Origin of the sequence: Catenulispora rubra, assembly GCF_015356825.1 — a bacterium.
Lineage (GTDB): Bacteria > Actinomycetota > Actinomycetes > Streptomycetales > Catenulisporaceae > Catenulispora > Catenulispora rubra.
In genome coordinates this window covers 1-812 of record NZ_JAACYW010000671.1, presented here as the reverse complement: position 1 = coordinate 812, position 812 = coordinate 1, and the positions used below count along the sequence as shown (strand labels likewise).

General features: G+C 74.0%; 1 protein-coding gene. It reads left to right on the top strand.

What is annotated here, in order from left to right; genetic code table 11:
* Positions 1-157 precede the first annotated feature (157 nt).
* The coding region (locus tag GWK61_RS54880; RefSeq protein WP_194922340.1) for a tyrosine-type recombinase/integrase at positions 158-812 on the top strand (655 nt) is incomplete at its 3' end.

The following is an 812-nucleotide window of genomic DNA, read 5'->3' as shown; positions in this document are numbered from 1 at the left end:
AGAGACAGCCCCTTCCCCTCGTCCCCGTGCAGGTCCGCGCCGCGCCCGGGTACGGAACCGCCCCGGCGGAGCCGTCACCTGGCGCGGGCCGGATCCCGGAGCGATTGCCCGGACTGCCGACCTGCTCCTGGAGCGTCATCCGACGTAGGCTGGTGACGTGGACGACGCGTACCGGGCGGCCCTGGACCGCTTCGAGGAGGATCTGCGGGCGCGCAGGTTGTCCCCGCACACGGTGCGTGGCTACGTCGCCGACCTCGTGGACCTGTTCGCCTTCGCCGAGCGCGCCGGCGTCGGACGGCCCACAGAGATCGGTCTGGACGTCGCAAGGTCCTGGCTCGCCGAGACGGCTGAATCCGGCGCGGCCCGAGCCACCCTGGCAAGGCGCACGGCAGCCGCACGAGCGTGGGGCCGCGATGCCTCGGTGCCCGGGCTGGTCCGCCTGGTGACGCCGAAACCGCGCTCGCCGTTGCCGACGGTCCTCTCGCAGCGCCAGATGTCCGACGCGCTCGCGACGGCCGCCGACGACGCCGCAACGCACCCGACGGAACCGCTGGCACTCCGCGACGTGGCCATCCTGGAGTTCCTGTACGCCACCGCGGCCCGCGTGTCCGAGGTGTGCGCGCTGAACGTGGACGACGTGGACTTCGCGCGCCGCACCGCCCGCCTGTCCGGCAAGGGCGGACGCGACCGCACGGTGCCCTTCGGCGTGCCGGCCGAGCGTGCGCTGCTCGCGTGGCTGGCGGACACCGCGCGTGGCGGCGTGCTGGCCGCCGCGCGGGCGAACGGTGCTAAGCGCTGTCTCCTATACACAC